Source organism: Mucilaginibacter sp. GW822-FHT03E02, from assembly GCF_058801545.1.
This window is the reverse complement of the sequence record NZ_JBXANJ010000001.1, coordinates 4,263,003-4,275,213: the sequence shown is the minus strand read 5'-3', so window position 1 is coordinate 4,275,213 and position 12,211 is coordinate 4,263,003. Positions and strand designations below refer to the sequence as shown.

The 12,211-nt window shown below is 44.3% G+C and carries 9 protein-coding genes; all 9 read left to right on the top strand.

Annotation, left to right across the window (positions count from 1 at the left end; all coding sequences use genetic code 11):
• Positions 1–13 precede the first annotated feature (13 nt).
• The 9 genes from AC1RM2_RS17815 to AC1RM2_RS17775 all read left to right on the top strand — a co-directional run bounded on the left by AC1RM2_RS17815 (position 14) and on the right by AC1RM2_RS17775 (position 12,156).
• A complete protein-coding gene (locus tag AC1RM2_RS17815; RefSeq protein WP_492986529.1) occupies positions 14–799 on the top strand; it encodes an ABC transporter permease in 786 nt (261 codons plus the stop codon).
• Between the two features lie 33 nt (positions 800–832).
• A complete protein-coding gene (locus AC1RM2_RS17810) occupies positions 833–1,711 on the top strand; it encodes an ABC transporter ATP-binding protein (protein ID WP_492986528.1) in 879 nt (292 codons plus the stop codon).
• A 30-nt stretch (positions 1,712–1,741) separates the two neighbouring features.
• The gene (locus tag AC1RM2_RS17805; protein WP_492986527.1) at positions 1,742–3,043 is read left to right on the top strand and encodes an MFS transporter; all 1,302 of its coding nucleotides are present in this window, start codon (positions 1,742–1,744) and stop codon (positions 3,041–3,043) included.
• 121 nt (positions 3,044–3,164) lie between these two features.
• Positions 3,165–6,683: a molybdopterin-dependent oxidoreductase gene (locus AC1RM2_RS17800; protein WP_492986526.1), complete on the top strand. Its 3,519-nt coding sequence runs from the start codon at positions 3,165–3,167 to the stop codon at positions 6,681–6,683.
• A 4-nt stretch (positions 6,684–6,687) separates the two neighbouring features.
• Positions 6,688–8,127 carry a rubredoxin gene (locus AC1RM2_RS17795; RefSeq protein ID WP_492986525.1) on the top strand — a complete coding sequence of 480 codons (1,440 nt, stop codon included), beginning with the start codon at positions 6,688–6,690 and terminating at the stop codon, positions 8,125–8,127.
• Positions 8,128–8,384: 257 nt separating this feature from the next.
• Complete coding sequence (locus AC1RM2_RS17790; protein WP_492986524.1) at positions 8,385–9,398, top strand: aspartate-semialdehyde dehydrogenase; 1,014 nt, start codon at positions 8,385–8,387, stop codon at positions 9,396–9,398.
• Between the two features lie 234 nt (positions 9,399–9,632).
• Positions 9,633–10,040 carry a hypothetical protein gene (locus tag AC1RM2_RS17785; protein WP_492986523.1) on the top strand — a complete coding sequence of 136 codons (408 nt, stop codon included), beginning with the start codon at positions 9,633–9,635 and terminating at the stop codon, positions 10,038–10,040.
• A gap of 47 nt (positions 10,041–10,087) precedes the next feature.
• Positions 10,088–10,681: a penicillin-binding protein activator LpoB gene (locus AC1RM2_RS17780; RefSeq protein ID WP_492986522.1), complete on the top strand. Its 594-nt coding sequence runs from the start codon at positions 10,088–10,090 to the stop codon at positions 10,679–10,681.
• A gap of 53 nt (positions 10,682–10,734) precedes the next feature.
• Entirely contained in the window at positions 10,735–12,156 is a 1,422-nt protein-coding gene (locus tag AC1RM2_RS17775) for a COG3014 family protein (RefSeq protein ID WP_492986521.1), read from the top strand.
• Positions 12,157–12,211: the final 55 nt, after the last annotated feature.

The window sequence follows — 12,211 nt, the reverse complement described above, 5'->3', positions numbered from 1 at the left end:
AAATTGAATAATTATGAAGCAGTTATTTTCAATAAAATCGGCCACATCTGTAATGTATTTCATTGCGGGTATGGTTATCATGGGCGGTATCTGGGCTTTAATAGCCAAGCTTACCAAAGGCGAGATCCCTGCCCCACTGGCTACCTGGTCTGTTTTTAAAGAGGTAATACAGCACCCATTTCAAAACGATGCCGACCAGAAAGGCATAGGCACCAAACTGTTAAGCTCGCTTGGCAGGGTAAGCATTGGTTTTGGCCTGGGCAGTTTATTTGCCATACCCATTGGCTTAGTTATGGGAAGCAGTAAAATAGCCATGCGGATTATTAACCCGATGGTGCAAATTTTGAAGCCGGTTTCGCCATTAGCGTGGTTTCCGTTGGGCCTGGCCATTTTCCAGGATTCGCCAAAGGCCAGCATATTTATGATTTTTATATGCTGCTTGTGGCCAACACTTATCAATGCAGCGTTTGGTGCATCAAATATCCCGCAGGATCATAAAAATGTGAGTAAGGCATTCGGCTTTTCAAAGTGGAAATATCTTACCAAAATATTATTGCCGTTTAGTTTGCCCCATATTATTACCGGACTAAGGCTATCAATAGGTATTGCCTGGATGGTAATTGTTGCAGGCGAAATGCTTTCGGGCGGTATTGGCCTGGGCAACTTTGTTTGGGAAGAGGGATTTAACGGGGGTAGCGTAGCAAAAATTTTAGTAGCTATTATAATAATAGGAGTAGTAGGCTCATTGCTCGACAGGTGTTTTACCTGGTTGCAGCAAAAATTCTCGTACGCGGTTTAAAAATTAATTATCATTTATTAAAAGCTTAATTTTATGAGTAACACGTCAATAATTGCACCACCAGAGGATGACATTACTGCAACTGCTGAAATTACTTTGGAGCAAGCCGCCAATGCGCCGGTAAGCATCCAGATAAATAATGTGACAGTTAGTTTTAAAACGCCCAAAGGAATATATACCGCTGTTAAGGAAATTGACCTGACAGTAAAAAAAGGCGAAATAGTGGCGCTGATAGGCCACTCGGGTTGTGGTAAATCAACCCTGATGAGCACGATAAGCGGCATGGTTAAACCAACAAGCGGCGAAGTGTATGCCAATGGCAAAAAAGTAAACTCGCCGGGGCCGGATAGAGGAATTGTTTTTCAAAATTATTCCCTGCTTCCCTGGCTTACAGTTTATAAAAATATTGAAGTAGCAGTTAGCGCAGCCTTAAAAGAGGTGCCTGCCGCAGAGCGGGTTAAATTGGTAGAAACTAATTTAAGGATGGTAAACCTATGGGAGCATAAGGATAAATTGCCCGGCCAGCTTTCGGGCGGCATGAAACAACGGGTGGCTATAGCCCGCGCTTTTGCTATCAATCCAAAAATATTATTACTTGATGAGCCTTTTGGTGCGCTTGATGCATTAACCAAAAGTGCCATGCACGTTGAATTGTTAAAATTATGGAACCTTGATCATCGCGAAAAAACCATTGTAATGGTTACGCATGATATTGAAGAGGCTATTTTTTTGGCAGATAGGGTAGTTGTTATGAATAACGGCCCTGCCGCAACTATTAAAGAAATTGTGGATGTACCATTAGCAAGGCCGCGTAATAAAAAATTCATAGTACACGACCCCATGTATATGGAAATTCACGATCGCTTATTGAATTTACTCATTGATAAGTTTTCAATAGACGACGAACATTAATAATATACCAACCCCAAAAAAAACGATAGCATGAATACTACAACAATGAAGCAACTTACCAAACTGAATATATTCTCCTTAAAAGGTGTGCAGATGCGCACCTTCCATACCACCTGGCTCATGTTTTTTGTGTGCTTTTTTGGCTGGTTTGGCCTGGCACCGCTGATGCCAACCATCCGCGCCGAACTGCACTTAAGTAAAGGGCAGGTAGGTAATACCATTATAGCATCGGTAGCTGCCACCATTATAGCACGCCTTATTATTGGTAAGCTATGTGATACCTGGGGGCCGCGTAAAACAGCAGTAAGGTTATTGCTTATAGGTTCATTACCCGTTTTTTTAGTGGGTTTGGCGCATGATTATACTTCGTTCCTGTTGTTTCGCCTTGCTATTGGCGTAATAGGTTCGTCGTTTGTGATTACGCAGTTTCATACATCCATGATGTTTGCACCTAATATAAAGGGTACTGCCAATGCCGTAACAGGTGGCTGGGGTAACCTGGGTGGTGGTGTAACTAATATGGTAATGCCGTTAATATTTGCCGCCATAGTTGGTGCCGGTTATACCAAAGCCGAAGCATGGCGTTACGCCATGATAGTACCGGGTGTATTGATGCTGATTATGGCATTTATATATAGTAAATATACCAAGGATACGCCCAATGGTAACTATGACGAAATAGGATACACCAAAGCCAGTTCTTCAAAAACGGACTGGTCTATTTTAGCCGACTGGCGCGTTTGGGCCTTAACTTTATCATACGCCATGTGCTTTGGTATGGAAATCACGTTTGATAACGTAGCCTCATTGCACTTTGTTGATACGTTTCATTTGTCGCAAAGCTCAGCAGGTTTTTGGGCGGGTATTTTTGGCTTCATGAACATTTTTGCCCGCGCGTTGGGTGGTATCGTATCTGATAAGGTTGGCGGTAAATTCGGCATGCGCGGCAAAGGTTTGCTGCTTGCCGGCGTATTACTGTTGGAAGGTGCCGGGCTTGTACTGTTTGCCAGCTCCGGCAACCTTACTGCTGCTATTATTTCTATGCTTTCATTCGCACTGTTCCTTAAAATGTCAAATGGTGCTACTTATGGTATTGTACCGTTCATCAACAGTAAAAATGTTGGTATGGTAAGCGGTATAGTTGGCGCGGGTGGTAACCTGGGTGGTATGCTGTTCGGCTTTTTATTCAAATCGTCTACCATCACTTACGTGCAGGCGTTTACCTACATCGGCATTGGTGTTATGGTAGTATCTGTAATTGTATTGATCACCCGTTTTCAAAAACAAACAGTAACAAAAGAAGTAGAAGAGCCGCTGGTTGCGGTAGCATAGTAAGCCTCACCCTGCCCTCTCCAAAGGAGGGTTCTGAAAACCGAGGTAGCTATTGAAAAGAATTTTAAACATACAATTCTAAGTCCTCTCCTTTGGAGAGGATTTAGGTGAGGCTCTAAAGATGTCTATAAAAAAACGCTCTGTTAATACATTAAAAAGTACCTGCTGTTACTGCGGGGTGGGTTGCGGCGTTGTTATTAACAAAGAGAAAAATGGCAGCATCACTTTAGAGGGAGATAAAGATTATCCTGTAAATAAAGGGATGTTATGTAGTAAAGGGCTTAACCTGCACTACACCGCCAATGATAAAACAGACAGGCTTTTGTACCCGCAAATGCGTTATAACAAAAGCATGCCCATGCAAAGGGTAAGCTGGGATGATGCATTGGAGCGTACAGCGGCTGTTTTTAAAACTTTCATCAACAAATACGGGCCCGATTCGGTGGCGTTTTATGCCTCGGGCCAATGCCTTACCGAGGAGTACTACGTGGTAAACAAGCTGATGAAGGGCTTTATAGGCAGTAATAATATTGATACCAATTCGCGCCTGTGCATGAGTAGCGCCGTCGTGGGCTATAAAGTGGCGCTGGGCGAAGACAGTGTGCCGCTTTGCTATGACGATATTGAACTGGCCGATTGCTTTTATGTTACCGGCGCCAACCCCGCCTGGTGCCATCCTATTTTATGGCGAAGGGTTGAGGCACACAAAGCCGCAAACCCTGTTGTTAAAATTATAGTGGTTGATCCGCGGGCTACTGATACCTGCAGCATTGCCGATTTGCACCTGCAGCTAAATCCCGGTACGGATATTACGCTTAATCACGCCATTGGCAGGGTACTGATAGAAAACGGCGACATTGACGTTGATTTTGTAACCAAACATGCGGATGGGTTTGAACAATACAGCAAAATAGTATTTGAGCGCACACTGGCCGAATCGGCCCGGATATGTGGAGTAAGTGAAAGTAACATTCGCCTGGCCGCCAAATACATCGGCGAAGCCAAAGGATTTATTTCGATGTGGACCATGGGCTTAAACCAAAGCGCTATCGGCGTAAACAAAAATTTAAGCCTGATAAACCTCAATTTAATAACGGGTCATATTGGTAAACCGGGTTCGGGCCCGTTGTCGTTAACCGGGCAGCCAAACGCTATGGGCGGCCGCGAAGTAGGTGGCCTGGCCAACCTGTTGCCCGCGCATCGTAACCTGGCCAATCCTTTGCACCGGGAAGAGGTTCAAAAATTTTGGGGCGGTACACAAATAGCCGCCAAACCCGGCCTTACCGCCACCGAAATGTTTGAAGCCCTGAACGATGGCCGCTTAAAAGCCATCTGGATTATGTGCACCAACCCGCTAACCAGCTTACCTAATGTACGCCTGGCAGAGGAAGCGCTTAAAAAAGCGAAATTTGTAGTGGTACAGGAGATAAGCAACAAGCCCGAAACTTTGGCATATGCCGATGTGATACTCCCCGCCGCCGCCTGGGCCGAAAAGGAAGGCACCATGACCAATTCCGAAAGGCGCATCAGCTATTTGAGTAAAGCGATTGATCCGCCAGGAGAAGCCATTCCGGATAGCGAGATCATTTGCCGCTTTGCCAAAAAAATGGGTTATAAAGGGTTTGATTTTAAAAACGCCGCCGAAATTTATACCGAGCACGCCAAACTAACAGCTAAAACCAATATCGATATCAGTGGGCTAACCTACGAGATCATCAAACAGCAAGGATCGGTACAATGGCCTTATAAAAAACGAAATGTAACTATAGGTACGCCGCGCTTATTTACCGATAAAAAATTCTATACCGAAAACGGAAACGCCCAAATAAGCGCTGTTCCGGACACCCTCACCAGCGAAATGCCTGATGAGGATTTTCCATTTATACTCACCACCGGCCGCATCCGCGATCAGTGGCATACCATGAGCAAAACGGGTAAGGTAAACAAGCTTAACCAGCACATTAAGCAATCGTTTATGGAGATAAACCCGCTTGATGCGATTGAGTTAAACATACAGGACGGCGATGTTACCATTATTAAATCGCGCAGGGGTGAGGTAAATGTAAAAGCAAAAATATCGCCGGAGATAAAACAAGGGGTTGTTTTTGTGCCGATGCATTGGGGTAAAATACTCAATAACGATTTGCACCGCATCAATAACGTTACCAATGATGCGGTTGATCCGATATCGAAAGAGCCGGATTTTAAATATTGCGCGGTAAGCGTTCAAAAATATAAAAAGCCTTTTCAGCGCATTGTGGTGGTAGGCGCAGGTGCTGGCGCGCACGGCTTTGTACGATCATACCGGGAGTTGAATAAGGATGATGAAATTACCATTTTCAGTAAAGAAGAATATCCTTTTTACAACCGCGTAATGCTGCCCGATTACATTAGCGGCGAACAAAGCTGGGAACAGCTTATAAAAATGACCGATGAGGAGGAGCCCGAATTTAAGATAAGATTGTTACGCGGCGTAAGCATCGAAAAAATAGACCGTGCTAATAAATATGTGCTGGATAGCCGTGGGGTAAAAACCTATTACGATGTGTTGTTGCTGGCTACCGGCAGCCGGGCGGCCATCCCTAAAAACGTACCGGCATTGCAGGGTATTTTTAGCATGCGCAGCCGTAACGATGCCGATAACTTTAAAAAGCATGTACCCAAAAACGGGCATGTGGTTATTGTGGGCGGTGGTTTGCTGGGTTTAGAGATGGCTGCTTCCCTGCGCGAAATGGGGATCACGATCACCATTATTCAGCGTACATCAAGATTTTTGAACCGCCAGCTGGATGAGTTAGGCAGCCGTTTGTTGCATGAGGAAATGGCCGACCAGGGCTGCGATATTTTTTATGATGACGAGGTACAGCTGTTTTATGGCCGCAGTAAACTAACTGGTATCGGCCTTAAAAGCGGGCGCAAAATTGATTGCGACGCCATGATATTGGCTATTGGCACAACTCCCAACCTGGAAATTGCCAAAGATTGCGGCCTTGATATTAAACGCGGAGTTATTGTAAACGAGCGCTTGCTCACCAGCGACCCTAATATATATGCCATTGGCGAAATTGCCGAATTTAACGGCACGCTGTATGGCATTACTGCTGCTGCCGAGCAACAGGCCGCTGTAGTTGCCGGCTATATGAACGGCGATATTGGCAGCTACTATAAAGGCAGCCTGTTCATGAACATCATTAAAATTCATGGCTTTGATTTGTGCAGTATTGGCTTATCTGAATGCCCGGATGATAAGGATTACGAGGAAATAGTATTTATTGATAAAGCCAAACGCTACTATAAAAAGTGCATTATTCACCAGGATAAACTGGTAGGCACCATTTTAATTGGCGATAAAGGCGAGTTCCAGGAATTTAAGGAACTGATAGCCAACAAAACCGAATTGAGCGACAAGCGCCTCAAACTGCTCCGCAGCGGCAAAACCGCCGAACCTGTTTTGGGTAAACTGGTATGCAGCTGCAATAATGTGGGGGCCGATAACATTCGAAATAAAGTGGCCTCAGGCTGTACCCAACTGGCCGATGTGTGCAGCCAAACCGGGGCGGGAACAGGCTGCGGATCATGCAGGCCGGAGGTAAAACGCCTGTTAGAAGAGGTTTTGCAACAGCAATTAATAAAGGTATAAGCAGATGGAAAAAAAGCAACTGATTAAAATAAACCTGCCGGGTGGCGTAGCTTCTGCCGGTGATTTTTACGAAATGCTTATCATTGCGCAAAATGCAGGTGCCGGGCAAATTCGCTTTGGTAACAGGCAACAACTTTACTTTGAGGTAGCTGCCGAAAAGATGGAAGACCTGGAGTTTGATATGCTGGGCGCCGGGATTGACCATGAAATTAATACCGACCAGTTCCCTAATATCACCAGCTCCTATATTGCCGATGGGATTTTTAATCATGAAAACTGGCTGAAGGAAGGGGTCTATAAAGATATTTTCGACTTATTTGATTATCAGCCCGAGCTAAAAATCAACCTGGTTGATAGCAACCAAACCTTCGCGCCCTTTTTTACCGGGAATTTTAATTTTATCTCGTCGCCGGTAAGTAATTACTGGTATTTGTATATCAGGTTTCCTAAAACCAATATCCTGTATTGCTGGCCTGTGCTGGTTTATTCGGATGATATTCCGGCCATGTGCAAGGCCGTACAACAGGTAATATTTGCCAATAAGCCGCTGTTTTATGATCAGGCCGAAGTTAACGCCGATTTGTTGTATCAACTGGTGGTCGCCAATAACCAGTTTGTTATCCAGCAAATAGATCAGCCACTAAATATTCCCGAATTTCAATTGCCCTATTATGAAGGCTTTAATAAACAAGGCAATAAAAACTGGCTGGGTATTTACAGGCGCAATGAGTTATTTGATATTGAGTTTTTAAAAGAGATTTGTAACCTGTGTATGCAAACCAGGGTTGGGCAGCTGTATATCAGCCCATGGAAATCATTGCTTGTTAAAAACATCGAGGCCAAACACAGGCCGCTATGGGGCAACCTGCTCAATAAATACCGGGTAAACGTACGGCATGCCTCTAACGAGTTGAATTGGCAGGTTGAGGATTTGTGCAGCCAATGCCTTGACCTGAAACAACTTTTGGTACGCGAATTTGAAGAAGCCGACTTGCGTACCTATCGCCTCAGCTTCGCCATTAAGCGGTCGCCAAAATCGGGAATCTATGGCTCTATCATGATCCGCGAGCGTAATCCCGACGAGTTTGAAATTGTGCATACCCGCGATTTTAACCACAATACCCGCGAATTTGTGGTGTATAAACAAGGTGTGGCAAAAACCGATCTGGGCCGCCATTTGATTGCACTTTGCGATTTGTTTTATGAGCAGCAGAACAGCATTGTTCAATCGGCTACAGTTGTGGGCAGGGAAGACATTAACAAGCCAGTTAATCAAAAAGTAGTGCACCAGTGTAAAAACTGCTTTACTATTTACGACGAAGCATATGGCGACGAACTAAACGGACTTGCGCCTGGCGTACCCTTCACCGGGTTAAAAAGTTTTGAATGCCCTACCTGCGGCGCCTGTAAAGAGGATTACAAGGAGCTGGTTTGCGTGGCGTAAATTGCGCAGAATATCATTTTAATGTCAACCTAACAAATATATAAAGCACTGATTGTTAATAAGTTATAAAATATATTCTTAAAATATGTTAAGTTATGTTAACCCGGTTTAGATGCGTTAACCTGATATTTAACTACCAATCAGGTAGATTATCTAAAAAAATGTGCATATTTGGGGTTCAAAATTTATTATCTAACAAATTAACACGCAATGAAGCACCCGAAAGGGGTTTCATTACAATTAAAAACAATTAAACAATGAAAGTCGCAGTAGTAGGTGCTACTGGCTTAGTAGGCACCAAAATGTTGCAGGTTCTGGCAGAACGCAACTTCCCCGTTACAGAATTAATTCCCGTAGCTTCCGCAAAAAGTATTGGTAAAGAAATCACTTTTAAGGGTAAGCAGTTTAAGGTAGTTTCTGTTGAGGATGCGATTAAGATGAAGCCGGACGTTGCAATTTTCAGCGCCGGCGGCAGTACTTCATTGGAGCAGGCGCCACTTTTTGCGGCTGCAGGCACTACAGTTATTGATAATTCATCGGCCTGGCGTATGGATCCAACCAAAAAACTGGTTGTGCCCGAAGTAAATGCCGATGTATTAACCGCCGATGACAAGATTATTGCCAACCCAAATTGCTCAACCATACAAATGGTAGTGGCGTTAAAACCGCTGCACGATAAATATAAAATTAAAAGAGTGGTTGTATCAACCTATCAATCGGTAACCGGCACCGGCGTAAAAGCTGTTGACCAGTTATTTAACGAGCGCAAAGGGATTGATGGGCCAAAGGTTTATCCTTACACTATCGATCTGAACGTGATACCTCAGATTGACGTGTTTACCGACAACGGTTACACCAAAGAGGAAATGAAAATGATCCTGGAAACCAAGAAGATCATGGGCGATGACAGCATTAAAGTTACAGCAACTACTGTGCGCATCCCGGTTATGGGTGGTCACTCAGAATCAGTAAACATCGAGTTTTTACATGATTTTGATTTGGGCGAAGTACGTGAACTATTAGCTAATTCGCCAGGTATTGTAGTGGTTGATGACACCGCCAATCTGAAATACCCAATGCCGCTTGACGCGCACGATAAAGACGATGTTTTTGTAGGCCGCTTACGCCGTGACGAAAGCCAGGACAATACCCTAAATTGCTGGATAGTATCTGATAACCTGCGCAAAGGCGCTGCTACCAACGCGGTGCAGATTGCAGAATACTTAGCGGCCAAGCATTTGATTGGTCAGCCGGTTGAAAGCCTCACCTAAATCCTCTCCAAAGGAGAGGACTTTAAGAAGATAGTTTGATAGGGATAGTCGGTTGATTATCCCTATTTTTATGTAAAAGCCGCCCACTAATACAGCCAACCCTGCCCGTTAAGTAATCGCTGCCTCATAGTTAAGTAAAAAGATGTTTATTAACATAATTTAACGGTGCGTCTACGTTAACTTATTACGTTTAATAGCGTCATTTGTATTTCAATTACATTATTTTATTTCACAATGAAAACTAAGATAATTATAGCAGCCGTTGCCGTTTTGGGTGGTTTATACAGCGGCGCGGTTAGGGCGCAGCAAACTGCTTTACTTGCCGATCAAAATCCGCGATATAAAGAAAGCCAGGCTAAATATGCCCGCGGGGCAGATAGCCTTACCAGTTTAGAAGGCACAACCATACAGGATACCTACAAAGCTTATGACTGGTACGAGGCTAAGCTGGAGCGCCGCCGCCAAAACCGCGAATGGAGGCACCAGGAACGCATGAATGGCTATTTTGATTATACGCCGTCGTGGGGCTTTTACGATAACTACTATTCGCCATCAATTGGCTTTGGCTTTGGCGGCCGCTGGGGGCGCGGCGGATACCACGGAGGCCGTTCCGGTATCGGGATTGGTTTTGGCTGGTACTAAATAGCGCCACGCATCACTTACTATCATCATTTAACAACCTACTATCAATGAAATTTAATAACATTTTAACCATTGCTGCACTTGCAGTTTCAACAATTTTTGCTGCCTCATGCTCACGGCAGGTAACGCGCGTTAGCACCGATCAAACTATAGATGTAAGCGGTAACTGGAATAACAGCGACTCCCGGATGGCTGCCGAAGAACTAACCGGCAAAATTTTAGGCGCAAACTGGATAGAGACTCATCAAGCCGATCATCAGGGCAAAAAACCGGTGGTAATTGTGGGTTTTGTGCAAAACAAAAGCCATGAACATATTGATGCCGAAACTTTTTTAAAGGATATTGAAAGCTCATTTATCCAGACACAAAAAGTACGCCTTGTACAAGGCGGCAAAAAACGCGAAGAACTGCGCGCCGAAAAAGCCGACCAGCAAACCAATGCAACCGTATCAAGCATGAAACAATTTGGGTTGGAGAACGGCGCCGATTATATTCTGCAAGGCTCTATCAATTCCATTGTCGATTCGCACAAACGCAAAAAGGTTGTTTACTACCAGGTAAACCTTGAACTTACCAATATTCAAACAAACGAAGTAGTTTGGATTGGTGAGAAAAAAATAGCCAAATACGTAACAAATTAAAGTAAGTAAGCCCTGTGCCGGCAAGCCATGTTCAGGGTTCCTTACAGCTTAAAATGATAAACATACGTACGCGTTTTTTCCGCGCATCACCTGTTATAGGGGTGATGCTTTTTTTATTTGGTTGTACCACTTACAACCAAAGCCTTACTTCTTATTACAAAAATGTTTATGCGGGCAATTACCCCCAGGCCGAAAAAGACCTGGATAATAATGGCCTTATCCAAAAGCCGCGCAATAAACTCCTGTACCTGATGGAGAAAGGGCGGGTAGCCCATCTTAGAGGAGAGTATGAATCAAGCAATAAGTACTTTAACAATGCCGATCAATTACTGGATAGTGGTTTAAACGGTGTGGGCGATGCAGCCGTTGGCCTACTGGTTAACTCCATGTCGCAAACTTATAAAGGCGAGGATTTTGAAAAATTCATGATCCACTATTACAAGGCGCTGAATTACCTTTATCTGAACAATATTGAAGATGCCATCGTCGAGGCCCGCCGCATCACCCTGCAGGCGCAGGACCAGGGCGATAAATTCAACAATAAAGACAACCGTTACTCAAACGATGCCTTTGCCCTGATGTTCCAGGGCATGCTTTACGAACGTAATAACGATGTAAACAATGCCTTCATATCATACCGCAACGCTGCCGAGATCTATCTGAAAAACCCCGATCAAACCTATTATGGCACGCCAATGCCCATGGGGTTAAAGGAGGATGTGATCAGGACCGCCTTGTTGAACGGCTTTACAACCGAGGTCGATCAGTTTAAAACTACGTTTGGTATTCCATATCAGCCGGATAAACCGGCTGAGGGCGGAGAACTGATCCTGCTTTGGGAAAATGGCCTTGCACCTGTTAAAACACAGGTTGATTTGTTTTTTAGTTTGGTGCGGCATAGTGATGGCGATTTATTTTTTGTTGATGGAACAGGTTTAGAGATTCCCTTTAACTATAGCGGCGACAGAAACCGGGTGAACCTGAAATCTGTTGAAAGTATGCGCGTGGCTTTTCCAAAGTACATTGCCCAAACGCCTTATTATTTAAGTGCCGGCATCAATGCTAATGATCAACAAATACCTTTAGAAAAAGCCGAAGATATTAATGAGCTGGCTTTTAAAACACTTCAGCAGCGTACTTTAAAAGAACTGGGCAAAGTGCTTGCAAGGCTTGCTGTAAAAAAAATGGCCGAATATGGCCTGCGTGCCGCGGCCACAAGCGACGGTAAAACCAACGGCGTTTTAGAAGGGCTGGGCTATGGCGTACAACTTTACAGCCTGTTGTCTGAAAAGGCCGACACCCGCAACTGGCAGTCCCTGCCTTCATCTATTTCTTATGCCCGTGTACCGCTGCAAAAGGGACCTAACAAGGTAAATATCGCACTAAAAAATGCCCAGGGCGTTGCCGAAACCAAAACAATTGAGATACAGGGCAACGGAACGATGCAGTTTTATAATTATGCAACGTTAAGGTAGGGCATACGTTGATTGCCATCTTAATTAAGATAAATGAATAGGGATGATTTGATGA